Source organism: Vibrio sp. G-C-1, assembly GCF_021728015.1.
In the GTDB taxonomy this organism is placed as follows: domain Bacteria; phylum Pseudomonadota; class Gammaproteobacteria; order Enterobacterales; family Vibrionaceae; genus Vibrio; species Vibrio splendidus.
Window position 1 is genome coordinate 38,400 of record NZ_JAKKCR010000002.1, and the last position, 25,525, is coordinate 63,924.

At 44.2% G+C, this 25,525-nt stretch carries 22 protein-coding genes; 10 read left to right on the top strand and 12 right to left on the bottom strand.

What is annotated here, in order from left to right:
• Positions 1–41 precede the first annotated feature (41 nt).
• The 4 genes from L3V36_RS03340 to L3V36_RS03355 form a co-directional block, all read right to left on the bottom strand.
• On the bottom strand, positions 42–1,898 hold the full coding sequence (locus L3V36_RS03340; RefSeq protein WP_237296596.1) for an ABC transporter ATP-binding protein: 1,857 nt from the start codon (positions 1,896–1,898) through the stop codon (positions 42–44).
• On the bottom strand, positions 1,891–3,711 hold the full coding sequence (locus L3V36_RS03345; protein ID WP_208774570.1) for an ABC transporter transmembrane domain-containing protein: 1,821 nt from the start codon (positions 3,709–3,711) through the stop codon (positions 1,891–1,893). Before L3V36_RS03345 ends, L3V36_RS03340 begins: the two co-directional genes overlap by 8 nt.
• Positions 3,712–3,717: 6 nt before the next feature.
• Entirely contained in the window at positions 3,718–5,349 is a 1,632-nt protein-coding gene (gshA, locus tag L3V36_RS03350) for a glutamate--cysteine ligase (protein WP_208774568.1), read from the bottom strand.
• 160 nt (positions 5,350–5,509) lie between these two features.
• Complete coding sequence (locus tag L3V36_RS03355) at positions 5,510–6,445, bottom strand: LysR substrate-binding domain-containing protein (protein ID WP_017075712.1); 936 nt, start codon at positions 6,443–6,445, stop codon at positions 5,510–5,512.
• A 120-nt stretch (positions 6,446–6,565) separates the two neighbouring features.
• On the opposite strand from L3V36_RS03355, the gene add reads away from it, so the two are divergent.
• Positions 6,566–7,564 carry an adenosine deaminase gene (gene add, locus L3V36_RS03360; protein WP_054545970.1) on the top strand — a complete coding sequence of 333 codons (999 nt, stop codon included), beginning with the start codon at positions 6,566–6,568 and terminating at the stop codon, positions 7,562–7,564.
• A gap of 167 nt (positions 7,565–7,731) precedes the next feature.
• Positions 7,732–8,316: a sugar O-acetyltransferase gene (locus L3V36_RS03365; RefSeq protein ID WP_208774565.1), complete on the top strand. Its 585-nt coding sequence runs from the start codon at positions 7,732–7,734 to the stop codon at positions 8,314–8,316.
• Positions 8,317–8,353: 37 nt separating this feature from the next.
• Here L3V36_RS03365 and L3V36_RS03370 read toward each other — a convergent pair whose 3' ends face one another.
• Positions 8,354–9,310 (bottom strand): AraC family transcriptional regulator, encoded by a 957-nt coding sequence (locus L3V36_RS03370; protein ID WP_237296598.1) that lies wholly within the window; start codon positions 9,308–9,310, stop codon positions 8,354–8,356.
• 239 nt (positions 9,311–9,549) lie between these two features.
• On the opposite strand from L3V36_RS03370, the gene L3V36_RS03375 reads away from it, so the two are divergent.
• Both L3V36_RS03375 and L3V36_RS03380 read left to right on the top strand, forming a co-directional pair.
• Positions 9,550–10,794, top strand: coding sequence for a membrane dipeptidase (locus L3V36_RS03375; protein WP_208774562.1), 1,245 nt, complete (start codon positions 9,550–9,552; stop codon positions 10,792–10,794).
• 282 nt (positions 10,795–11,076) lie between these two features.
• Positions 11,077–11,790 carry a GntR family transcriptional regulator gene (locus L3V36_RS03380; protein ID WP_208774559.1) on the top strand — a complete coding sequence of 238 codons (714 nt, stop codon included), beginning with the start codon at positions 11,077–11,079 and terminating at the stop codon, positions 11,788–11,790.
• A gap of 28 nt (positions 11,791–11,818) precedes the next feature.
• On the opposite strand, the gene L3V36_RS03385 is transcribed toward L3V36_RS03380, so the two are convergent.
• Entirely contained in the window at positions 11,819–13,018 is a 1,200-nt protein-coding gene (locus tag L3V36_RS03385) for an enolase C-terminal domain-like protein (protein WP_208774556.1), read from the bottom strand.
• A 261-nt stretch (positions 13,019–13,279) separates the two neighbouring features.
• Between L3V36_RS03385 and L3V36_RS03390 the strand changes: the two genes are divergently transcribed.
• The 3 genes from L3V36_RS03390 (at position 13,280) to L3V36_RS03400 (ending at position 16,421) form a co-directional block, all read left to right on the top strand.
• Positions 13,280–14,713, top strand: coding sequence for a PTS transporter subunit EIIC (locus L3V36_RS03390; protein ID WP_208774553.1), 1,434 nt, complete (start codon positions 13,280–13,282; stop codon positions 14,711–14,713).
• A 106-nt stretch (positions 14,714–14,819) separates the two neighbouring features.
• Positions 14,820–15,776 carry a sugar kinase gene (locus L3V36_RS03395; RefSeq protein ID WP_208774551.1) on the top strand — a complete coding sequence of 319 codons (957 nt, stop codon included), beginning with the start codon at positions 14,820–14,822 and terminating at the stop codon, positions 15,774–15,776.
• A 15-nt stretch (positions 15,777–15,791) separates the two neighbouring features.
• Positions 15,792–16,421 (top strand): bifunctional 4-hydroxy-2-oxoglutarate aldolase/2-dehydro-3-deoxy-phosphogluconate aldolase, encoded by a 630-nt coding sequence (locus L3V36_RS03400; RefSeq protein ID WP_208774548.1) that lies wholly within the window; start codon positions 15,792–15,794, stop codon positions 16,419–16,421.
• A gap of 96 nt (positions 16,422–16,517) precedes the next feature.
• On the opposite strand, the gene L3V36_RS03405 is transcribed toward L3V36_RS03400, so the two are convergent.
• From L3V36_RS03405 to L3V36_RS03430, 6 genes are all read right to left on the bottom strand, one after another.
• The gene (locus L3V36_RS03405; RefSeq protein ID WP_102447277.1) at positions 16,518–17,669 is read right to left on the bottom strand and encodes a M20 aminoacylase family protein; all 1,152 of its coding nucleotides are present in this window, start codon (positions 17,667–17,669) and stop codon (positions 16,518–16,520) included.
• A 29-nt stretch (positions 17,670–17,698) separates the two neighbouring features.
• Positions 17,699–18,661, bottom strand: coding sequence for an EamA family transporter (locus tag L3V36_RS03410; protein ID WP_102447278.1), 963 nt, complete (start codon positions 18,659–18,661; stop codon positions 17,699–17,701).
• A gap of 3 nt (positions 18,662–18,664) precedes the next feature.
• Positions 18,665–19,660 (bottom strand): DMT family transporter, encoded by a 996-nt coding sequence (locus tag L3V36_RS03415; RefSeq protein WP_102447279.1) that lies wholly within the window; start codon positions 19,658–19,660, stop codon positions 18,665–18,667.
• An 80-nt stretch (positions 19,661–19,740) separates the two neighbouring features.
• Complete coding sequence (locus tag L3V36_RS03420) at positions 19,741–20,703, bottom strand: DMT family transporter (RefSeq protein WP_065680902.1); 963 nt, start codon at positions 20,701–20,703, stop codon at positions 19,741–19,743.
• Positions 20,704–20,726: 23 nt separating this feature from the next.
• Entirely contained in the window at positions 20,727–21,497 is a 771-nt protein-coding gene (locus L3V36_RS03425) for an aspartate/glutamate racemase family protein (RefSeq protein WP_017082838.1), read from the bottom strand.
• A 95-nt stretch (positions 21,498–21,592) separates the two neighbouring features.
• Positions 21,593–22,756: a Xaa-Pro peptidase family protein gene (locus L3V36_RS03430; RefSeq protein WP_004732383.1), complete on the bottom strand. Its 1,164-nt coding sequence runs from the start codon at positions 22,754–22,756 to the stop codon at positions 21,593–21,595.
• A 342-nt stretch (positions 22,757–23,098) separates the two neighbouring features.
• On the opposite strand from L3V36_RS03430, the gene L3V36_RS03435 reads away from it, so the two are divergent.
• The 3 genes from L3V36_RS03435 (at position 23,099) to dpaL (ending at position 25,487) form a co-directional block, all read left to right on the top strand.
• Entirely contained in the window at positions 23,099–23,776 is a 678-nt protein-coding gene (locus L3V36_RS03435) for a PAS domain-containing protein (RefSeq protein ID WP_004732387.1), read from the top strand.
• 22 nt (positions 23,777–23,798) lie between these two features.
• On the top strand, positions 23,799–24,182 hold the full coding sequence (locus L3V36_RS03440; RefSeq protein ID WP_004732389.1) for a RidA family protein: 384 nt from the start codon (positions 23,799–23,801) through the stop codon (positions 24,180–24,182).
• Between the two features lie 126 nt (positions 24,183–24,308).
• Positions 24,309–25,487 carry a diaminopropionate ammonia-lyase gene (dpaL, locus tag L3V36_RS03445; RefSeq protein ID WP_017082840.1) on the top strand — a complete coding sequence of 393 codons (1,179 nt, stop codon included), beginning with the start codon at positions 24,309–24,311 and terminating at the stop codon, positions 25,485–25,487.
• Positions 25,488–25,525: the final 38 nt, after the last annotated feature.

The following is a 25,525-nucleotide window of genomic DNA, read 5'->3' on the forward strand; positions in this document are numbered from 1 at the left end:
AATGATTAGCCGTGTCATTCTTCTAATAACACGCCCATCAACTATGCTGTGGCAGCCGACAATCCTAGCTTGCTGCTTAGATGTTCTTGTTCTTCTTGCGCCTTTTGGGCTAGATATAAATCACGGTAGTCGCCATCTTGAGCAACCAATTCGTGATGCGTGCCGCTTTGAACAATTCGCCCTTTGTTCATCACCAAAATTTGGTCAGCGTGTTTGATCGTTGAAAGTCGGTGCGCCACCGTTATAACCGTTCTGCCTTCTTGGATTTTCTCTAATGCTATCTTCACTGCCTCTTCCGTATCACTATCAATGTTAGCGGTGGCCTCATCTAACAGGAAGATTTTAGGATCATGCGAGAGCGCTCTTGCTAACGCCAACAGCTGTTTCTCACCAACGGAAAACGAAGCTCCACCGTGACTAGGTTGATGGTCATAACCATTGGTTAAACGTTCAATAAATGAGTGCGCTTTGACTTGTTTCGCAGCATCGATAACCTTGGTTCTTGCTGCTCGCTCACGTTCAGCTAGGTAGCTTCCAGCCAGGTCTATGTTCTCAAGCACTGAACCACTGAATATGGTCGGGTCTTGAGACACTAAACCAAACAGTTGGCGCAGCTGCTCCTCTGGGAATGCCGATAAAGGTTGTCCACCCACCAAAATTGCACCCTTTTGATGATCGTAGAAACGCATCAGCAGGTTTATCACCGAACTTTTACCACTTCCGCTATGACCAACAATCGCTGTGAATTGGCCACCTTTAGCCGTAAAACTGACGTCGTTGAGTACTAGCGAACCTTCTTCATAGCTTAATTGAACATCTTTAAACTCAATGTCATACGGCTCTGAAACCTCGACCAACCGGTGAGAATATCGATGATGTTCCGATTCATCATCCAGCAGCTCGAATACACGCTTAGAAGAAACCGTCGCCACCTGTAGCTTTCTTAGTTCCATGGATAACTGGCGGAATGGGTCGAAAAATCGTTCTATATAGTTAAGAAAAGCATACAAAGTACCGACTTCAACGACCGTGCTAAACGAAGCACCAGCAAACCAAGCCACAATGCCCGCAGCCGTTAATGTAGAGACTAAACGAGTGAGCGGGATCAGCATGAAGCTGTCTATTGCGATCGATTTGGCTCTAAATTCAAACCAGCTTTGATTTTCTTTTTCAAACTTTTCTTTAAACGACTTTTGCTGGCGGAAAGCTTGAATGAGCGCCATTCCCTGCAAAGATTCATTCAATCGACCGTTGATGTTACTCACTTGAATGCGAATGCCATCAAATACTGGCATCGAAATTTTTCGATACAAATGCATGGTCATCAGCAGAATTGGGATCAGCACTAAACTCAATAGCATCAAACGCCAATCAAGTAGTGCAATAGCAATGAAGATCACCGTAATACGTAATGCACCTTGGATAATAGTCGGAAACGTAGAAACAAACATGTTGCGCATCGCTTCGGTATCATTGGTGATGTACGACACCAGTTTACCCGCCGCTAACTTATCAAAAGTATTGATTGGAAAATTGAGCACATGGCTAAACAATTCTCGGCGAATATCATTAACCACCAGCAGTGCACTATGGCGGAATGTGACAGCCTGCAGGTAAGTAAACACGGCGGCAATGATGTAAAACATCATCACTCCCCCAGTTAATATAGCAAGGTGTTGCAACTCAAATGTCTGAGGGACAATCACATCGTCTAAGATAATTTTAGCGAGCCATGGGATCGCCATCTCCGCACTCACGGCAACGGTCAACATCGCAAAGGCCAAGATAAAACGCGCTCTATGTGGCAATGAATAAGCCAACAACCGACGGTACATTGAATTGGCCTTCATATCTGTTTGGCTTTGAGACCGTTGAGTTTTTTGTGTTGGCTTAAACATAACTTGCTCCCCTTTCAACAGCCTTAGAATTAAACGTGTGAGCCGTTTCTGTAACATCGATAGTTGTCTGAATATCGTCTTTACCGAGCTGGCTTTGACGTTGATAAACCATTGAGTACCAACCTTGCTTAGCAACAAGTTCGTGGTGAGAACCTTGCTCTTCAATTTGACCTTGGTTCAATACCAGAATATGGTCAGCCTCTATCAAGTTGGTTAAGCGTTGAGTGACCAACAACATCGTTTTGTGGCCGTAATGCGCCTTTAAGTTTCGGCGAACCACCACTTCTGTTTTCATGTCCAACGCACTGAACGGGTCATCAAGCAATAAAATATCGGCACCTGAAAGCAATGCTCTCGCAAGGGTTAATCTTTGCTTTTGACCTCCAGACAAATTATTACCACCTTCGCGTAGTTCAGTATCAAACCCATCAGCCATAGCTTCAATCTCAGCTTGAATACCAGCCATTTTCGCCACATGCTTAATCTCTTCATCGGTAGCGTCCGGCTTTGCTAACGCAATGTTTTCAGCAATCGTCCCTGAGAATAAAAATGGTTTTTGAGGAACCCACGTCACTTTGCTTCGCAACGAATCAAACGTCAGGTCATCGATCGAATTACCGTCCAATGCCATCTTCGAATTCCCGTCCAACGGAAACTGCCTCATCAACAATTGCAATAGCGTACTCTTCCCACCACCAGTCGGGCCCGTAATGCCGACTAAACCGCCTTCACTCACGCTGAATTTGATCGCTTCTAACGTTCGTCTATTTGCACCTTGGTGAGTAAATGAATGAATGTTGACGTCAAGGCTTGATCTCACGTCGTCTGATAGGGTTTTCGTCCCTTCAGTTACGTCTTCAGGCTCTGACAATAGGCTGTCGAGGCGTTCCCATGATTTACTACCACGTTGGAATACATTGAACTGCCAACCAAACTGTAAGAATGGCCCTAGCAACTGACCAAGATACAAAGTGAACGTTGTGAACAAGCCCACCGTAATGCTGCCTTGCTCAATTAACCAAGCGCCATAACCCAATGAAATCACAAACGACAAGCCATAAACCAATTGGATCGTTGGAGCAAATGCCGAATCCACCTTTGCCACTTTAAGGTTCGCTTCCAACGTCTCATCTAACGTCTTACCAAAACGTTGCTCTTGTCGTTGACCAATACCATGTGAACGGACGGCGCGAATACCAGCAACGGTTTCACGAGTCTCTTCGCTTAGTTCAGAGAAGCTCGCTTGCGCATGTCCAAAGGCGGTATGTAAACGAGCACCATAACGACGAGTAAAGTAAACCAACAACGGGAATGGTAATAACGCCACAGCGGTTAAGTGACCACTGACGACAAAAATCATCCCGAAGATCACGGTAAAACCAGCGATAAGAGAGTCAACCAGCGTCATGATGCCCATGCCTGTCGCCTCTTCCACTGCATTAAGATCATTAGTCGCATGCGCCATCAAATCTCCCGTACTGCGACGAGAATAAAATGATGGCGATAAGCGTGAGAACTTATGGAAAAGCTCGCTACGCATGACTCGTGTAATGCCAATCGCCGCGCCATAGAGTTTGCTCTGCCATACATAACGCAACCCGTACATGGCAAATGCCGAACCCGCTATACCACCCACATAAAGCATGAGCAATGATAGAGTCAGTTCACCATCACTGATGCTATCAACGATGCGACCAATCAGCCATGAGGGTACTAGGTTGAACAATGCGACCACTTGTAAAACAACAAAGGCGATCAAATATTGGCGGCTGAACATTTTAATATAGCCACGTAATTTCCAAAGAATATCCATAACTGGTTAAACCATCATTTCTTGTTGTTTGCAGTCGCTCTGTAGTTGATTTTGCTTTTTCAAAAAATCATCAAAGCTGATGTCTGGCTGCCTTTCCATTTGTTGCTGCTTGGAAAGCGATTCATCAACCAACGCTGTTAAGTTGTCCATTTTTTCCGTCTCAACTTGGTGTTGCAAATGCACTAACAAGTGCTCATCAGAAAGACGTTGCATTAAGCCTTGATGACTCAATCCTTGGTCTTTCATTTGTGCCAACAGTTTTGCCGAAGGGGTTAAGTCACTGTTTTGCAGTTTCATACGTTCACTGAAGATACTGGTTTGGTATGAATCCGTAGAAAAAGCATCATCAAACAGCGCTGCTATTTGTTGGATAGCGTCCAACAGATCAAGCCCCAAAGTTTCTAATGACACTTCGCCTTCTAATGTAGGAAGTATTAAGTCCGGTTTTCGGCCTTGTGTTGCCACGAGTTCTTGACGTTGAACGACAATGGCGCGTTCCTCTTCGGTCAACTCGGGGCTTGGCGCTAATGCACTGTAAACCAGAAAAAGATCCAAAAAGTGGCTTTGCTCTTGCGCAATACCAAGTGGTAAATATGGATTGTTATCCATGCTGCGCAGCTCAACATACTGCACACCGTAATGACACATCGCATACAACGGACGCAATGTATCGTTAACGATTTTTGGCCGCACCGAGCCATACAATTCGTTTTCCAGCTGTAACACAGAACCATTCATTTGCTGATCGATGTCTAGATGCAAGTAGCGCTCACTTGGACGAGTCAAAGCGTTATGCAAATCAGATAAATACTGCTGCCAGTTATTAAAACTTATTGGGTACGATGACTGCTCATCACTGCTGTAACCGAGATTACTCAGACGCAATGATGTCGCCCACGGTAAGTAACAAGTCTCGTCATCAAACACTTCAAGCGCATGTGCTTTACCTTGCAAATAACTGTTATCTACCGCAGGGGAAGCACCAAATAAATAAGGTACTAACCAACCATGACGCAGCACGTTACGAATCATATGAAAGTAGCGTTCAGAAACGAATGCTTCCAGAGGCATTTGAGCGACACTGCTATCGATGCTCTTCTGGTGATCGTACAGCGCAATCCAAAATGCTTCCGGCAGAGAAAAGTTGTAATGAATTCCAGAGATAAGCTGCATGCGTTTGCCATAACGATTGGCTAACCCTTCTCGATAACGTTTTTTCAGTAGGCCAGCATTCGAAGTGCCATAGCTAGCGATTCTAATCGCGCCCTCACTTTCTGCTTCATCATTCGGCAATTGTGGTGGCATGCTCGCACCCCATAAGGTTTCACCCTCAGGTAGGCGAGTCGCAACAAAATGATGCAGTGAAGCGAGCGAATCGAATGTCGCGGTTCGGTCATCCATCGCTGGAGTCACTAACTCTAACTGAGCCTCGGAAAAATCAGTGGTGATATAAGGATGTGTGAGCGCAGAACCAAGTTCGACTGGATGAGTTTTATCTGAGATACCACCGGTCGCTTGTGTGCGAATTAGCTCACGTTCAATACCGCGACGGATACCCGCCAAAGAAGCATGAACTTGTTCATTTTGTAGGAAGGAAGCGAGATTGGCTTCAATTTTTAATACTTGATTATTTTTCATTGTTTCGTCTTAAAAAAGCTATAGCAACGTAATTAAGACGAGGCTCATGATAAAAAGACGAAATAAAAACAAAAAAATATCCAACTAGTTTCTAATTCGATATTTTTCTTTTAATTTTCAATAAGTAACTAATACTAACTCTTAATTATATTATCGTTTATTATTGAATCTGTTCGATGATCAAATCGCGAAGCCACTTATGGCTCGGCTCTGAATCGAAGTATTTGTGCCATAGCAAGAATAGACCTCCCGGCACCAAATCGACTGGAACAGGCTTCATCACCAGTTCACCGCTATCAATGTAATCACGTACCGAGTTGTATGGATAACACATCAGTAAATCACTCTGCTTACACAATTTAATGGCGCTGGTGATGTCTGACACGTTAGCGGCTTTATTGATTTCCAACTGCTTAGAGTTCAGCACTTCCATCAATAGCCAATCCCCCGCTCCGCCCGTCACCAACTGTATGTGTCGATACTTCAAGAAGGTGTCGAGGTTCCACTCTTCCTTTAACGCCGGATGGTCATTTCGCATCAAACACACAGAATAGTCCAAGCACAGTTCTACGTAATCCAGATCATCGGGAATACACTGCACATGGGTAGATGCTCGCTCATCCAGCTCAAAAATACCGATGCCAAAATCCACTTCACGTTTTAGCAAACGCTTGAAGCTGTCGCTGCTCCACGTTGAGCTGTTGATGGTAATGTGAGGCGCCTCCGCAAGAGCAGTCGGCATAAAGTGCGGATAAATCGCGGTGTAGGCGGTTTCGACAAGGTCTATAGTGAAGGTACGCTCACTGGCTTTAGGATCAAAAACTTCGGGAACGGTCAGCTTTTCAATTTGCAGTAGGATTTGGTGGACCTTAGGTGCCAAAGCGAGTGCTTTGGGCGTTGGGAACAACCCCTTTGATTCTCGCTCAAACAGCGGATCATCAAACAAAGCTCTGAGTTTAGTGAGCTGTTTACTTACCGCTGACTGGCTCAAAAAGAGTCGATCTGCCGTTTTGCTCACACTTCGTTCTTCAATAAGAACGTGTAAGCAAAGCAGCAAATTCATATCGCATTTAAGTAAGCTTTTCACATCTACCATGATATTCCCTAAATTCAGGTTAATGATGATTAATTGTCACTTTAAATCATATCATTGTCTTGGTAAATTTAGCGCATGTGAGTTAACACGCTCAAATAATAATAGAATTAAGGAATACTCATGGATTTTCTAGCACTACCAAAGATTGATTTACACTGCCACCTAGACGGAAGTGTTCGTCCAGATACGATTATTGACCTAGCAAAACAATACAATATCGAACTACCTGAAGATCGCGATGCGGTTGTTCAATCTCTAACGGTGCCAGAAGATTGTAAAAACTTAGATGAGTACCTGGCTTGTTTCAGCCTGCCATTACAAGTAATGCAGACTGAAGAAGCGATTGAACGTATCTCTTTCGAGCTTTACGAAGACGCTGCACTAGAAAACGTTAAGTACCTAGAAGTTCGCTTTGCACCAATCCTGCACGTAAACAAAGGTCTGTCTCTTGATGCAATAATCGCTAGTGCAGTTAAAGGCATGAAGCGTGCTGAAGAGAAATACGACATCAAAGGCAACTACATCATGTCTGTGCTTCGTATGTTCCCTAAAGACTCTATCAAAGACGTGATCGATGCAGGTCAACCTTACCTAGGTAAAGGTGTTGTAGCATTTGATATCGCTGGCGGTGAAAAGCCAGGCTTCTGCGCTGAATTCCCTGAGTACACACAATACGCTCTTGAAAAAGGCTACCGCATTACCGTGCACGCTGGTGAGCAATGGCATGGTCAAAACGTTTACGATGCAGTTACTTTGCTAGACGCTGAGCGTATCGGCCACGGTGTTCACATCCAAGGCAACGAGGACGCATACAACATCGTTAAAGAGAAGCAAGTTGCGCTTGAAACTTGCCCAACAAGTAACGTTCAAACTAAATGTATTCACAAATTCAGCGACCACCCAATTGCTGAATTCAAGAAAGACGGCATCGTTGTTACGATTAACACAGACAACCGTACTGTGTCGAACACAACCATGACCAACGAAGTGAAGCGTGTGTGTGAAACATTCGGCCTAACAAAAGAAGACTACGCAGAAATCTACAAGTACTCAGTCGACAGCGCTTTTGCTTCAGACGAAGTGAAACAACACCTAATGGGTTTCGTTGAGCAAATCTAATTTGGCAAAGCGCGCCTTTTGCTGAATAGCTGGGCTCACTTAGCATTAGTGCTTAAAGCACAAAATAGGAAGAGAAAGGCTGAGGCTTTTCTCTTTTTTTATGTCCAAAAATCGCTAATCTTGCAGTATTCGTCATTTAGACCGAGACTCTCGGAAAGTGGGCAAGCATGAGTAATACAAGCGATAAAACTGAACTGGAAAAGATGCTATCTGGGCAAGTGTATGATGGTGCAGACCAAGAAATTGATACCATGCGTTCCAATGCAAAAAAGGCGCTAATGGCTTTCAACAACCACCAAACCCCAGATCAACAACACACATTGCAAAAGCAGCTATTCGGTAAGGTTGGTAGTAGCAGCTTAATCCAGCCCCCTTTTCATTGTGAGTTTGGTAAAACCATTGAGATTGGTGACGACACCTTCATCAACATGAACGTGGTGATGTTGGATGGTGCGAATATCAAGATCGGTAACAATGTTTTAATTGGACCAAGTGCCCAATTCTATACGCCATCACACTCCCTTGATTATCGTAGCCGCCGTAAATGGGAAACCTTCTGTTTACCAATAACAATCGAAGATGATGTGTGGGTTGGCGGTAACTCAGTGATCAACCAAGGCGTGACGATTGGGGCTCGTTCAGTCATCGCAGCTAACTCTGTGGTCAACAGCGATGTACCACCAGACTGCTTATACGGCGGTACGCCAGCCAAGTTGATTCGACACTTGAATACTGAGCAACAGAGCGACTAATTCAGCAACAATCTAAATCTAAGAAAGGCCATGTTTATCACTCAACATGGCCTTTCTTCCATTGATAAGGTGTAATCCCATTTACTCGCTTAAATGCTCTTATAAACTGCGATGAATCGGCATAACCTAAGTGAAGTGCGACATCAGAAATAGTATAGGTTTGCTGTGAAATAACCCGCTTAGCGAAATCAAACGCGAGCGTCTCTTTTATCGCTTTGAAGGTTGTATTTTCTTTATTCAACGCTCTTTGAATAGTACGCTTTCCAATCCCGATCAAATCGCAAAATGTATCTAAGTCGATATCGACTCGACCAATATATGGCGACAAAGCCTCAGTGACTTTGCGAGCATCGGCCATGGGCTTCACTTTGGTTTCCAGCAAATGTTCCACTTCTAACCGATCGTATTGAATACGCATATTCTCTTGCCCAAGGTATTGAGGTGTCTCAGTTTGGATTTTTAACTCGCTTAATGCCTGCGACTTCGTTGTCACTAAATCATATCGAATTGGGTTACCGAGCTCAGCATATTGCGCCTTCAAATAAGCGTGAGTATAAGCGATAAGAAACAACTCAGATTCAACGTGACTAACTGACTGCATTGACGTCTTAAACGAGACAGAAAACTTTGCCCCACTTTGTTCCACAGATAGCTTTTCAATGGGGAAAGAATCAAGGAAATCTTGCATCGAAAGAGCAGGGAATCGAAGTTCTTTAGCTGCTCGGGTTGCACTCTCTAACAGCACAACAATGAAGTCATTCGGGCCTAGGTTAACCCTGATATGGTGTAAGAAGAGGGAAAAAACGTTATACGGAACATAGCTAGCCGATGACGTATCCATACTGAATGGAAGTTTCACTTCTAACGCCAGATCTGCAACCAATGAGCGGCCGAGAGCAAGCGAGTTATCTTCTTGCAAACACTGTTGAAAGTGGTTCACCACACGCTTATCAATCAGAGGAATATCAAGCCCCATCACTCTATCCTTTTCCATATTAACTAGTGACGCAAAATGCACATTTTCATTTCAGAGCTTAGCTACAATTATCTCAAGTTAACAAGGTTCACTTACAGTTTTCACTAATAAAGTGAACCACATAGCCAACAAGAGCAGCTTTGATTGCAAAGTATGACAGGGTTATCAATTTTAAATAATCCCGAGATACCGTCAGGGTCTACTATTAAATATAGATATTGAATAAATGGACTTAAACCAATAATTGAGAGGTTTTCATGTTTAAAAAGATCACGTTAGTAGCAGCGAGTATAGCAATGAGTTTTGGTGTTGCTAACGCCAGTGTTGAAAGCAAAACTTGGCCAGCATCAGACAAAGCCAAAACATTCGTTCAAGACACGATCGTCATTGGTATGCTCGCGAGCCCATATGGAGCGGGCTGGAGTGACGACCAACAATTATTGGATTACTTCCAAGGTGCACGTGACGCGGGTATTACAGGGCATGAATACACCATTACTGCTGCCGACCACAACTTTGATGACTTCTTGTTCCACCATCACAAGCATCGTTCTGTGATGGCAAAACAACCTGATAAGTTCATCGTTGCCCACTCTAATCACGATATTGAAAAAGCCCATACAGAAAGAAAGACTGCCGTTCTATGGAATAGCCAAACTGCGACAATTTTGGAAGAAGATGTCACCAAGATGGCGATTCTTAAAGACATGGGTCTCAAAAGCATGATCTTGTCTTATAACGACATTTTCAGAACAGGTTCGGGACAACTGGCTGCATATAATGGCAGAGACATCGGCTTAACATCTTGGGGAGAGTCTGTTATCGATTCGATGGTCAAGTATCAGGTGATTCTAGATCTCAGCCATACAGGCTCAAAAACGGCTAACGATGCCATGAGTTATATGGAAGAAAACTACCCTGATGTGCCATTTGTATACACCCACTCTGTGCCTGCCGGTTTATACAAAAACGAAGCGAATGCGACACCAAAAGGCTGTTACCGTGCCATTCCTGATGATGAAGCAATACGCGCAGCTAAATCAGGAGGCTACGTTGCTCCAACCTTCACGGAATGGATGATGGACGGCGTTTGGCCTGAAGATATCTCTCCAGTTCAAGCTGCCGATATGATCGACTACTACGTAAAATTGGTCGGCGTTGACCACGTAGGTATCGCCACCGATGACATGTTCTCAACTGACATGGTGGTTGATTTCGCAACCAAGAACGCGAAAATGTACGACGATGGTGGTTACATGATCGAGGCGTTCAACAAAGGCGCGACGGGCAATGGTGAATTGGCGAAGATCCTTGCAGCCATCACCGATGAACTGTGGAAACGAGGCTACAGCAATGATGATCTTGCGAAGATCTACGGCGGTAACAAGATGAGAGTTTACGCTCAAGTTTCTGAAGGCGCAGACCCCGACAAGTTCCAAAAAGAGTATGCAAAACGCCTAAAAGAACTAACCAAGTTAAGAAATGAAAACTTAGCGATGTAGCTCGTAACTAACAAAGCTCAAGCATTCGAAGCACGTCCTATTGGGCGTGCTTTTTTATTTAACATCTTGTAGACAACATCCTCATTCAGCCGCTATATATCGAAGAAAGAGAATGAAGTCACACACCCAGAAGTAACCCTCGAATTCGCCCTCCAAAACACCCTATATCCCATCATCTAATCGGCCTTCTATGTTAGAATTACGGCTAGTTCGGAATGCGCTGAGTATCTGATTTAGTTAACTATAATTTAATCACCATGAGTGCTTTTTTAAGTTTTTAGAATGAAAAAATATGAATTAGTTGTCCAAGATATTGTTAGCAAGATCTGTCAAAACAGTATCAATCATAAGCTTCCTGCAGAAAGGGAACTCTCTGAAATATATGGCTTATCTCGATTTACTATTCGAAAAGCGCTAGCCAAGCTAGAAGCGATTGGCATGGTGACATCTAAGGTGGGCTCAGGGTACTTTGTTAATACATCTTTGATTGGAACCCCTCTAGTTTATAACTCGATTACTGAAAACAGCTTTGAAGAAATATCTTATAAAAAGATTCAATTAAATAAGGCGTTACCAAACAACCACGAACAACAAATATTTTCTCTACGTGACGATGAATATATTTGGAAGATCAAACGTCTTAGGTTAATTAATAATAAAGTCGTTCAAATTGAAGAAACAAAAATACCTGTCAGTATCTTTCATGAAATGAACACAGACATCATCGAAAGTTCGCTTCAAAAACACGCACTCGCTCAAGGCTTAGAGATCGACAGTTACTTAACGACTTATCAAGCCATCAACGTATCCAAAGATGATGCCGATTTACTGGGCTGTAAGAAGAATGTCGCGGCAATGAACATCACCAACCGTGGCTTCCTTACCTCTGGCGAATTGTTCATCGTCAGTGACATTATCGACATCAACTATCAATGCACTTATCACACGCCTTTTAACAACGAGAGCATGAATTTCAGAGATAAAAATAGCCGCTAGTGCGGCTAAATTTGATTGAAACAACAGACTATGGCGTATGAATTGAGCCATCTGGTAGTCGACTTTGAGTCCACTCATGAGGGCGGTACATCACAGGAAACTCGGCTGCAACCTCTCGATCCATCTCTACGCCGATCCCGGCGACTTCCGATGCATACAAATAACCGTTGATAGGCTCTGCGGCATTCGGGAATACTTTGTGCGTATTCTCGTTGTACTCGACATGTTCTTGAATAGCGGCATTGTGTAAATGCACATTCAAATGCGTGTTTACCGCAGCGCCAATTGGCGTCATGTCTGGCGGACAGTGCCATGCAATACGAACACCAAAGTTCTGACATAAATGTCCGAGTTTAAGCGCAGGTGTAATGCCACCTATTTGTGAAACATGACAACGAATGAAATCAATGCGGCGGTTAGCAATCAAAGACTTCCACTCTTCAGGGTTGTTAAACAACTCCCCTAAACCCAATGAAACCGAGCTTTGGCTACGAATGTTATCCAACCATTCCGTTTGGTTTGGCGGAAGAATATCTTCAATGAAGTAAGGCTTATATTGCTCAACTTCTTTGGCAAATTGTATTGCTTGATTTGGGAAAAGGCGCTCATGAACATCATGAAGAATATGGAATTTATTACCATATTTCTCTCTAAGCGACTTAAACATTGTCAGTGTATTGTCCATGTACTGATCTTGGTCGTAGTACGAGCCTTCAGTCGGATTTTGAGTGGTATGTAAATCGGTTGGAACACCACCATAGAAACCAAGCTGACAGCGAATATGCTTGTAACCTTTGTCTAGGAAAGATTCCACCAACTCATAAATACCTTCCATTGTGTCGCTAGTCGCGTGTGTGTATACAGGAATAGCATCACGAGACTTACCACCAAATAATTGATGTAACGGCATACCCGCTAATTTGGCTTTAATATCCCACAGTGCCATATCAACACCGGAAATTGCATTATTGATAACAGGGCCATTTCGCCAATAAGCGTTGACCATCATCATTTGCCATAAGTCTTCAATATTATTGGCATTTTTACCAACTAGAAGAGGTTTTAGATACTCATCGACCATTATTTTTACAGCAAGCGGTCGTTGTTGGAAGGTCGCGCAACCAAAGCCTGTCACACCTTCATTGGTTTCAACAACAACCGTGATGAGGTTATGCCTATCTGGCTTGGTAATAATACAATGGATATCGGATATAATAGTTTCTTTCACAATTAAATAACCTAAACTAACTTCAACTCTTATTATCTAACCGTGTTAAAAAGCACATTTCAAGCGTTAAATTTCATGCAAAAATAATTGGTACGTTTAGTGTTTTTTTTTGATAAACAAAACATACCAATTGGCCCAAAACGGTCGAAAATAATTTATTCGAATTTTAAGTGTGATTGAAGTCTCTTTTTATCCCATTGGATTTAAATAAGTTATCGATATGATTACTGGAGTTAAATATATCCCAGTAACAGGTGTAGTATGCAAATTTTTGAAAATAATGATGCTGTTATGAATAACTCTAAGTCATCGTCTAAAAAGAAAAATTTCAGAGAAAATATACAGTTATTAGTCACTGCACTTGGTGGTGAAGATAATATCGTGAGTCTCACGCACTGTATGACAAGACTAAGATTCAAATTGGCAGACGAGTCTCTGGTAGACGAAGAGGCTATCAAGCAGATCGCTGATGTGAAAGGTGTGGTACTTCAACAAGGCCAAACCCAAGTCATCATCGGTGTTGAGGTCGAGAAGTGGTTCAACGCGCTATCAAACACTCAACAAGCTGACGCTAATCCGGCTGATGAGCTAGAGAAAGGCAAGCTGTTCCAGGGCGTGATGCGTATTGTCGCAGGCATCTTTGGCCCTGTCGTTCCTGCAATTGCTGGCGCTGGTATGTTGATGGGCCTGTTGTCTGGTCTTATTGCGACCAATGTTATCTCTGAAACCTCAGACACAGTTTATTTCTTCCGCTCAATCTCTGTTGCTGTGTTCTTCTTCTTACCTATGCTGGTTTCTTTCTCTGCAGCCAAAGTATTTAAAGTAAACGAATATATTGCGCTGGCTGTCTCTTCAGCGATGTTGGCACCCAAACTAGTCGATAAAGCAGTACTCCTCAAAGATGCTGGCGCGGTACCAGAATTGACGGTGTTAGGCGTTATACCGATTGAACTGCTTAACTACGGCGGCGCAATTGTTCCTGCGATTCTAGCAATCTGGTTATTGTCTAAAGTGACTCCGTTAGTTGACCGTCTAGTTCCTTCTTCTGCGAAGCCTGTATTTACACCACTGCTTGCCTTTACGGTAACTTCGACCATCACGCTATCATTTGTTGGCCCTGCTGGTATCTGGCTAAGTAACGGCGCGGGTTGGGTAATGAGCTCGCTACTGGAGATATCTCCTACGTTAACGGGCTTTGTGTTTGGTCTAACTCGCCCGATTACGATTGTGTTTGGTATTCACCACAGCATGACGCCGATTAGCCTGAACAACTTTGCTCTGTATGGTAAGGATTTACTAATGCCGATCATGTGTTTAGGTAACATGGCAATTGCTGGCGCGACAATGGCTATCTGGCACAAGCAACGTAAAACAGTTTCTAAAGAGCAATCTTCAATCACGATGGGCTCAAGTGTTACCGCTATCTTAGGCATCACGGAGCCGGCTCTATTTGGTGTACTAACGAAATACACCAAAGCGATGATGACCGCGAGTTTGGCGGCAGGTGTTTTCGGCGCTATCTCGGTAACGATCGATACTCACTTAACGAGCTACATTCTTTCTTCTGTCTTCAGCTTGCCAGCTTACCTTGCTGGCGGTACGCAGAACTTTATCCAAGCGATTATGGGTGTGGTTGGTGTGTTTGTACTGTCTTACGTACTAACACTGTTGTTCGTAAAGCTAGACAACAAGTAACACTTCCTCCCAACCTATTGGGAACAGAATCAACGTGGCTACCTTCCTTGTAGCCACGTTCCATCATTTATAGCTAGCAATACCCATTCTTCTGTAAGGGCCACTTATGAGCCATATTGCGATTATCGGCGAGTGTATGATTGAGCTGAACGGCGCTCCATTCGGAACCATGCAACAAACCTATGGTGGAGATACGCTCAATGCCGCTGTGTATTTGAACCGAAGTGCCACCAGCCATTCCAGTTCGACAAATACTCCTAGGATTCGTACCAGTTACGTCACGGCTCTTGGAGCAGATTCCATTAGCCAAGAGATGCTTAAGCGTTGGCAAGATGAAAGGTTATCAACCGATTTAGTGCTTATCGACGAACAGCGCTCGCCAGGCCTGTATCTGATTCAACTCGACGATGTTGGCGAACGCACATTTCTATATTGGCGTAATGACTCCGCGGCTCGCTACATGGTACAGCACCCAGATTTCGACAAGATAACCGCCCAACTTTGCGATGTTGATATGGTATTTTTGAGCGGTATTTCTCTCGCGATATTGCCACATGGCGATCAGTTAAAGTTACTCACTATCATTCAAGGCCTACATGAACGTGGCGTTACCATCGCCTTTGATAGTAACTATCGACCAAAGTTATGGGACTCAGAAGACGCAACCAAAGAATGCTATCTATTGGGCTATAAAGCTACAGATGTCGCCTTGGTTACCTTCGACGATGAGCAACTTTTGTGGCAAGACGCACACCCACAAGACACCATAAAAAGATTGCATGCACTCGGCGTCAAAACCGTTGTTGTGAAGCTTGGTCCTGAAGGCTGCTTGATCAGCGAAAACCCCGAAAATGAGCCAGTAAAAATCAAAACGACACCTGTCGAGACTGTGGTCGATAGCACCTCTGCTGGCGACTCTTTTAACGGTGGTTTCTTATCTTGCTATCTCGCTGGAGGTTCTATTGAAGAAGCTTGCCACCAAGGTAATGCATTAGCCAGATTGGTGATTCAACATCATGGTGCAATCATCCCAAAATCCATCACAGACACTCTTTCAAACTGATATTAAGAAGTACACATGTCTACAATTAACGAACAGCTAAAAGCACTTAAAGTCATCCCTGTTATCGCAATTGATAACGCAGAAGATATTATTCCACTCGGTAAAGTCTTGGCTGAGAATGGCATTCCCGCCGCTGAAATTACGTTCCGTTCAGACGCCGCTGTTGAAGCTATCCGACTGCTTCGCCAAGCTCAGCCTGACATGCTGATCGGCGCAGGCACGATTTTGAATGGTGAACAAGCACTGTCCGCGAAAGAAGCAGGCGCAACCTTTGTGGTATCACCGGGATTCAATCCAAACACAGTTAAAGCATGCCAAGAGATCGGCATCGATATCATTCCTGGAGTGAACAATCCAAGCACCGTTGAAGCGGCATTAGAGATGGGCTTAACAACCTTGAAGTTCTTCCCTGCTGAGGCGTCTGGCGGTATCAATATGGTTAAGTCGTTAGTCGGACCTTATTGCGATATTCGATTGATGCCTACTGGTGGTATCACGCCATCAAACATTGGCAACTACCTAGCCGTTCCTCAGGTATTGGCATGTGGTGGCACTTGGATGGTGGATAAGAAGCTCGTCGAAAACAAAGAGTGGGATGAGATTGCACGCCTAACAAGAGAGATTGTTGAGCAAGTAAATCGTTAAGCAGATCAGTCGCTAGCCCAAAGCATTAGCGGGATTTGAGAATACAACGCATACAAAAAAAGCGAGAAGCTTGCCTCTCGCTCTTTTTTCATCTATCTATTGTGACAATTGTTGCTCTACAAGCGTCTTCCAGAACCCAACACCATGCTCCAGAATATTGTCGTTGAAATCGTAGTGTGGGTTATGAAGCGCAGTGCCTCCACATTCACCAACACCATTCCCAACTAGCACATAGCACCCTTTCACTTCACGTAACATGAACGAGAAATCCTCACTGATGGTGAAGCGTTCACAAGCTCCATTCACATTCTCTTCACCAACAACCGCTTGTGCTGCTTTGATTGCGTAAGCAGTCTCTTCCGGCGTGTTGATTGTTGATAGAAAGCTATTGTTAAAATGATATTGATAATCAACGCCTGCTGACATGCACTGACCCGCAACGACACGCTCGATCGCTTTCTCAATCTTGTGTAACGCTTGATCCGTGAAGCTACGAGTATCACCTGAAATGGTCACTTGCGAAGGAATCACGTTAACTGTGCCATTAGTAACAAAGTTAGTCACTGAGATAACCGCCGTCTCATCAATTGCACTCAAATTACGTGAAACAATGGTTTGTAAGGCGGTCACAACCTGAGCTCCAACTACAATCGGGTCAGTTCCCATGTGTGGCATAGCGGCATGACCACCCGTAGCCTTGATAACAATTTCAAAGCTACTTTCACTCGCCATTAATGAATTGGGGCGAGTCACAAACTTACCTTCAGGAATACCCGGTAGGTTATGCATTGCGTAAATCGCATCCATATTCCAACGAGTAAATAGGCCGTCTTCGATCATCGCTTTGGCGCCTGTACCACGCTCTTCATCGGGTTGGAAAATGAAGTAAACGGTGCCATCAAATTGCTTGCTGTTTGCTAGCTCTTGCGCGGCACCCAACAACATAGCTGTATGCCCGTCATGACCACAAGCATGCATCGCGCCATCATGTTTAGAAACATGACAAAACGTATTCTCTTCATGAATACGCAGGGCATCCATGTCAGCACGTAACCCAATCGAGCGATCGCTTGTACCATTTTTTAAAATTCCCAGAACACCGGTTCCACCAATACCACGGTGAACTTCAATGCCGAACTCTTCGAGTTTATTCGCAACAAATTCAGAGGTTTTGAACTCTTCAGTACCAAACTCAGGGTACTGATGTAGATGGCGACGCCATTCTGTGACAGTGGCAGTGTTAGTCATGGAAACTCCAATAAATAAAATACTTAAAATTAATTTGTTGATACTGTTTTGGATGTCATTTCGCGAGATTTGTTGGAGGTTGCAAATAGCATCATAGCTACGATGATTAAGCCAACCGCCATCGCCCTCAAGGGGGTGATAGGCTCTCCGAACACCAAAACAGCAATGAAAAATGCTGACATAGGGATGAGGTTTAAAGCCATGCTGCTGCCTTCAACTCCCACACGTTCTATGCCGTAGATATACGCGATATAGCCCAGACCTGATACCAAACCTCCTAGCACCATAATGCATAGAAGTGACCAAGAATGGCGCATCACCAGTAGCAGGCTGGGTACATCTATACCTGACACCAATAAATAAATGAAAAAACCAACAGCTGCGAAACCAAACTGATAATGCATGGTGCGAGTTGCACCGTATTTCTCTGCCAAATGAGCCCGTAAGTGGGTGACAGATGCAAAGCTCAACACACTCAATAAGCAAATCAGATGGCCAATGTTCACACCGCTATCTTCCGAAGTAAACGGCGGAGCAAGAACCAATATGCTCACTCCAATCAAAGCAATCCCACTTGACGCAATTTGCATACGCGTAAAGCGTGCACCATAGAAAACTTGCCCAATAGCCAAGATTGCAATCGGTACAAGACCTTGAATGACTCCGTTTTCCGATAGCGAAATATAATCGAGTGATAGAAATGACAAGAAGCTAAATAAACCTTGGCCTACTACACCACACACTAATAACTTAAATAAATCGCTTCGATTAGCCCAACTGAACGAAAGTTTCGGTTTAGTTTGAGTATTGGTTTGACGTATTGAACCAAAAATCAGGACTAAAGATAAAACCGAGAATGCCATCATGTAGCGCAGCCACACTAACAATCGCGCATCAATGGTTTGCAGTGGCAAGGTAGCTAAAGCAGCCTCAGAGCCCCATAGCAAACCAACGCTAATTGCTGCAATCCAACCTTTAGTCACTGATTTCATCACTTAGCTCGCTTCTGGCGTTGCTTTCTTATCGCAAGCTAAGTTTTCTGCTGTCTGTTCTTCTTGCTTCGTTTCAAACTTAGTGAACACGTAAAGTGCTACGACAATCAATGAAACGACAATGGTTTTCCCCATGGCCATCTGCTCACCAAGTGTCACAACTGCCACTAAGTAGCCAACCAAAGGCATGAGGTTTAATGCCATCGTTGCCTTTTCTACACCGATACGCTTGAAAGAATACAATTGAATCAAGTAGCTACCACCAGAAATGCCTGTACCTAAGAAAATAAGCAGTGCAATCAACAGCGGGCTAGAGAAAATAATGTAAATCTGAGACAAGTCCAAGCCCATGGTCAACACAACGATAATGCCCATCACAGCAACCGAAATGTATTGGTACAGCATGGAAACCACTGAGCCGTATTTGTCCGCTAAGCTAGCACGTAAATGTGCCGTCCACGCTAAAGCCAGCATCGAGCATGTCACGTAAACATAACCCAGCAGCGGAGTACCGCCTTCAATGGTGTTTGTTGGCCCGACACTCATTGCGTAAATACAAACTGCAGATGCGATGAAAGCGCCCCACTGAATCTTGTTCATACGGAAGTTCATAAACATCATACCGAAGAAGACTGTCGCGAACGGCTGCATACCTTGGATAACACCGTTTTCAGTCGCACCAATATGAGAAAGAGAAAGGAAATTAAAAAGTGAGAAAACCCCTTGTCCCACGATGCCGCAAAGCGCAATACGTCCAAGGTCTTTGGTATCGATCTTTAATGAAGAACCTAAGTCTGCACTTAAGTTTTTGCTACGTGATGTAAAAAAGAAAATGATTGATAGGCCAATTACCGCGGTAACGTAGCGGAAAAATACCAATGTCATCGGATCAACAGCCATAGAAAGCGGCTTAGAGACCACCCCTGTTACGCCCCAGATACAGGCAACGGCAATGGCGGCAGTCCATCCTAAAAATGTGTCTCTGTTTGTTGTGTTCATCTTTCTATCTTCCATAATTTTTCGATAATGGCGGTGCGGCACACCGCCTTATTACTTGTAATTTGTATCGTGGTTGACGGTTAGTTAGCGTTTGTCGCTGTTTTCATCTGAGGCGCTTTTTTCTTCGCCTTACCAAACTTCATGAACAGCATCATTGAGCCAATAACGACCGCAATCGCTAGTAGTCGCATTGGCGTTACCGCTTCACCGAGGGCAAATACAGCCAGTACGAAAGAAGACAGAGGCATCAAGTTAAGTGCCATACCCGTTCCGTCTACGCCGACTCGTTCCATTGCATAGATGTAGATTAGGTAGCTGATACCTGAAATACCCACACCCAGAATTGCAATACAAGCCATACGAAGTGGAGAACTGAAAATACCGAGTGCTGTAGAGAAATCCGCCCCCACAACGAGTAGATAAAGACCAAAGCCGATTGCCGCAAAAATGAACTGGTGGTACATCGTCGCCACTGAGCCATATTTCTCAGCAAGTTTCGCACGAGCGTAAGCCATCGTAGAGAAACTCGCCGCGCTACCAAGACAGATCAAGTGACCAATGTTGAAACCACTGCCTTCAACAGATGGATCCATTACCAAGATAGCGACACCAGCGAACGCACCAACCGCCGCCAAAATTTGCATTGGAGTAAAACGTTCACCATGACGAAGGAAACCAACACACAAGATAATGATTGGAATAAGCCCTTGGATTACGCCGTTTTCTGAAGCAGTGATGTAGTCAAGAGACAGGAACGATAAAAAACTGAAAGCGCCTTGACCAATAATGCCGCAACATGCTGCCCAGAAAATGTCGTGTCGATTTGCCCAATTAAGCTTAAAGTCGACTTTTTTCTGTGGTTTACCCATCGCATTACTGACTTGGATAATCACAAATAAGGTAATGAAGGCTACGGTATAGCGAACCCATACCAAGACCTGTGCATCCATTACTTCTAGAATTGGTGTTCCAACGATCCATGGAATACCCCATAGCAGGCCAATGAAAATGGCCGCGATCCAACCTTTTACTGTATTACTCATCTTTAAATTCCTTTCATTGGTTGCTATTGATTTAGCAATTGTCCGTAACCTGGACACTGAGCTGTCTTGCCGACTAGGTGCATGCAATGCCAGAACATCGCAGAGTTGCTGCACACGACAGGGATACCAAATCGATCTTCAATCTCTTGAATGTGGTCAAGAACACGAAGGTTGGTGCAAGACATAAATACAACATCGGCACTAGAATCAGGCAGCATTTCGCTTAATGCTTCCATCATTGATTCCTTTGAAACCGTGGTAATGTCAGTGTCTTTCTCAATGCCAAGTGAACCTAAAACAGGAACTTCAAAGCCAGCGGCAGTCAGTTGTTGATAAAGAGGGAAATTCACTTCTGTTGGATAAGGGGAAAACACGGCAACTTTCTTTGCACCCAAGTGCTTAAATGCAGCTTGAGCGGCTGTCCATGGATTCGTTGCGGGAATATCACCGCGATTTTGTGTAAGAAGGTTTGCTACTTTTTCTTCACCAATAATGATAGAAGCTGAAGTGCAACCAAACGCCATAACATCCATCGGTAAGCCCGTAGCAATCAAATCTGATGCTTCACTGATCCCAACCGCAATTTGGTCGAGCGCTTCTGGTGTCATCTCGCTGCTGTAATAAACGCGGGAGCTAAACACACCCGCTTGTGTACCCAGTAACTTTGCCCAGTCCATCTCTAAAGAGTGGTCAGTACTTAGTTGTACTAAACCGATATGAACTCGACCAATTCTTGGGGCCTGAACGTGCTGTAATGGGATTTCAAATTGACGAAACTGTTCTATTGTTTGCATGAGAAACTCGTATTTTTATAATTTTTATGTGCTGACTCTGGAGTCCAGAGCCAGCTTTTGTAGGGTGTTAAATTTGTAAGGTGTTAAGTTTTGAGCTAAATAATGATCAGTTCTGGCTCTGCGCGTTTGCTTAACCATTCAGCGCCGTCTTCAGTAATCACGATATTCTCTTCGTGAACCATTGACTTACCCGGTGCGTAAACCATGCCCGGTTCTAATGTCATCACCATACCCGGCTTAAGTACTGTGTTGTCGGTAGCCGTGTTAGACGGGCGCTCTGTCAGCTCCATACCTAAACCATGACCAAGACGACCAACGTCGTTGCCCAATGCACCATTGGCTTCTAATACTCCCCACATCGCGTTGTAGATGTCAGTCGTGGTTGCGCCCGGTTTCGCAGCCTCAAAGCCTTTCGTGGTCGCTTCGTAAGTAGCGCGGTATGCCGCTTTGGTTTGCTCACTTGCATGACCAAATGCCCAGTTACGGTCGAAATCAGAGAAATAACCATCACGTACAGCACCGGTATCGATGATCAACACATCTCCTGGCTCAATGATGCGATCAGTTGGGCCCATGATGATGCTGTCATAACCATCTGGCCCTGAGCCTGCGATGATGTAAGGGCATTCGTCCGCACCTTCTAACAACATATCGATACGGAACTGTTTACAGATTTCACGCTCGGTCATGCCGGCTTTTGCGTATTGAGGGATCTTGCTAAACCCAACATTGGTAATGCGGCAGATTTCACGTGTTTTCTCGATTTCAGCTTGTGACTTGATCTGACGAAGTTCATGCATTGCTAAAGACACATCAACAAAGTCTTTCTTAACCATGGTGGTTAATTTCAAGTAATTGTTCACAGGCATACGTAGGTGAGATTCAATGCCCAGCGTTGCGCCTACTCGGCCATGACGACAAGGCAGAGAGTTCAATGCGCTAGCTACTAAGCTAATGCCATCATCTTCAGGACGAGGAGAAGGCCAAGTAATAATGTTATCGACCCATGTTCCCGCCATACCACTTGCTCCTATTTCAGGAACAATCGCAATCGGCTTTCCTTCTGCAGGAACGATGACAAACCATGGACGAGTTGGGCTGTGCCAAAACTGAGTGTGGAAGCCAGTGAAGTAGCGAACGTTGGGTTCGGTTGTGAAAATCATCGCATCCAGATTCATCTCATGCATGACTTTTTGAGCGCGTGATGTTCTGTGTTCAAACTCAGCTTGTTCAAAGCCGCGGTTTAGGTAGTTAGTCATTGGAACCTCTAATTATTGTATTTAGGTAGGCACTTCTGCTGCTCTTCACAACCAGTAACCAACCCTATAGTTCAATTTTGTTTACGTTACGGTGAGCATCTTACTGACATTTAAGTTAAATAATGTGACCAAGATCTTAGGGTTAACTATAGTGACCAGAAAGCATCTAAAACTGGAAATATTGTTGATTACGATCAATTTTAGGTACTTATTTGTAACTTTAGGCTTGTGTAGGAAGCGGATATATAGTCTTATAGTTACATAAAGTTAATTGGCAACTTGAAATACATCGAGTAACCAAAGATAATGAAAGGCAATTAAAGTTAACAACAGTGGTCTAAAATGAACGCATCAGCATATAAATCGTTTAACGTAGAATTCACCGACAATGACAGAGAGCATCTCGCACTGAACTTTCGCTTAGCCGAAACCATTGCCGACTTTATTGGTCCGCACTGTGAGGTTGTGATTCATTCATTCGAGAGCTTTGAAAAGTCGGTAGTGAAGATAGTGAACGGACACCACACGGGTCGAGAAGTAGGGTCACCTATCACCGATCTGGGGCTGAAGATGCTGAGTGTGTTTGAGAGCACTGGTGAGGTCACGCCAAAGAGTTACTTCACCACCAGCAAAGATGGATCGTTACTTAAGTCTACGACCTGTGTACTAGCTGGAGAAAATGGCAAACCAATTGGGCTGTTCTGTATCAATATGAACTTGTCTCACCCGTTTCCTGAGATCATAAAAACTTTAATGCCAGACATGGCTCATGCCCCTGTGGGTGTGCATGAGAACTTTGGAGCTTCAACAACAGAAGTGATTGAGCAAGCGCTTGAGCACGCTATTTTTGAAGTCGACAACGATGAGTCAGTCAACTTAAAAGGTCGAAACAAAGCCATTACCAAGCAGTTGCTTGAGAACGGTATTTTCGAATTAAAAGAGGCGACAGCATTCGTATCTGAGCGTCTTGGTATTACTCGCCACGCTATTTACAAATACATCCGCGAGTTTAGAGCATAGAAATCATATAAAGAGAAACGAAATGAAAACAAAAATCCATACAGATCTAGCACCAGCAGCAATCGGCCCTTACTCTCAAGGTATGGCATTCAAAGACCTAATCTTCACTTCAGGTCAATTACCGCTTGATGCAAAAACAATGGCGTTTGTTGAAGGTGGCATCAAAGAGCAAGCTCGTATGTCACTAGAAAATCTAAAAGCAGTTTTGGAACAAAGTGGTGGTTCACTGGATACCGTTATTAAAACCACATGCTTCCTATCTGATATGGAAAACTTCGTTGCATTTAACGAGGTGTACACGGAAGTATTTGGTACAGAGAACGCGCCAGCACGCTCTTGTGTTGAAGCCGCTCGTTTGCCAAAAGACGCACTAGTCGAAGTTGAAGCGATCGCTTACATCAAGTAATCACGTATTGCTTTTAGTGACTGCGTATAGCAAAAAATAACTATGTAATGTTATTAACGACAAAGTAAGGTCATTGAACATCGCTTGATGGCCTTTAATTCCTCTGCCTGTATCTAAGTGTGCCCTATGTTAAAACTATCAAAAAATTCATTTTACACTGGACAAGTTTGCGAGCTATTCACTGCATCTCAAGCGCAACAAGCGCGTGAGTTTCACCGTCAGATCGAAGGTTACCAACCAACGCCACTTGTCTCTCTTCCTAATCTTGCTAATCACCTTGGTGTTAAAGCGATCCTAGTAAAAGACGAATCTAAGCGTTTTGGGTTGAATGCATTTAAAGTGCTAGGTGGCTCTTACGCTCTAGGTCGTCAACTGGCAAAACATCTTGGTATCGACATCTCTGAGATCAACCTTAAAACCGTTGCTTCAAAACTGGATAAGCCACTTGTATTTACGACAGCAACAGCGGGTAACCATGGCACTGGTGTCGCGTGGGCGGCTCGTGAAATGGGCCAAAAAGCTGTGGTTTATATGCCAAAAGGCTCGTCTCAAGCCAGTGTTAACCGCATTCAAGGTTTAGGTGCAGAGTGTATCGTGACGGAAGTTAACTACGACGACACGGTACGCATGGCGAACCAAACCGCTCAAGACAACGGTTGGATGCTAGTTCAAGACACAGCATGGGATGGCTATGAAGAGATCCCAACATGGATCTCTCAAGGTTACATGACCATGGCAGACGAAGCCGTCGAGCAAGTTCAAGAGCAAGAATTTAGCGCTCCAACTCACGTATTCTTACAAGCTGGCGTAGGTGCAATGGCAGGCGGCATATTAGGCTACCTTGCAGACAAGCTAGGCGCAGATACATTTGAAACCATCATTGCAGAGCCAGCAGCCGCAGATTGTATTTTCCGCTCAGGCGAGAAAGGCGAAATGGTCAACGTAACCGGTGAGTTGAACTCAATCATGGCGGGCCTTGCGTGTGGAGAACCAAACCCAGTGACATGGCCAGTATTGCGTGATTGTAGTAACTACTTTATCTCGGTTGATGACAGTATTTCAGCAAACGGGATGCGTGTTCTAGGTAACCCACTACAAGGTGACAGCCAAATCATCAGCGGTGAGTCAGGTGCGATTACACTAGGTCTTCTTTACCAACTTTGTCGAGAGGGCGCAGACCAAGCAACGCGTGACACTCTAGGCTTAAATGAAGACGCAACCATCATGCTCTTCAGCACGGAAGGCGACACCAACCAAACACGTTACCGCGACATCGTTTGGAATGGATTGCACCACTCTAACTAATTGCTGACGGTAATAAACTCCACAACACTAACGACAAA